This is a genomic window from Vibrio sp. 10N.222.52.B7 (genome assembly GCF_041474275.1).
Taxonomy (GTDB): Bacteria; Pseudomonadota; Gammaproteobacteria; order Enterobacterales; family Vibrionaceae; genus Vibrio; species Vibrio crassostreae_C.
The window spans coordinates 1-311 of the sequence record NZ_JBFRTU010000299.1 but is presented as its reverse complement, the minus strand read 5'-3'; the positions used below and the strand labels follow the sequence as shown (position 1 = coordinate 311).

At 42.8% G+C, this 311-nt stretch carries 1 pseudogene; it reads right to left on the bottom strand.

The annotated features are described in order from the left end of the window. Positions 1–311 (bottom strand): annotated as a pseudogene (locus AB4512_RS22925) (MFS transporter); the annotation flags it as partial.

The window sequence follows — 311 nt, the reverse complement described above, 5'->3', positions numbered from 1 at the left end:
CATTAATACCCAATAAAGAGCGATGATCTGTGTTGCGAGTACCAAACCAAGGTCGCCATATTGCTGGTCGGCAAGGTACGCAATAGTAAAAGTACCAAAACTGACCTCTACACCGATGTACAGCAACAGTACCAACGCTAACTTCATAAACTGCTGATTTTTAATTAGAAGCCTTAACCCTCGCCAGAAGCCAGTCATCTGTTTTGGTTTGATATCTGGAAGCGTCATTTTGCTAAAAAATACCAGTAAGCCGAAAAAGAACAGGGCGATGAGTAAGAACAGAAACGAAACTTGATGGGCGGTGTTGTCGA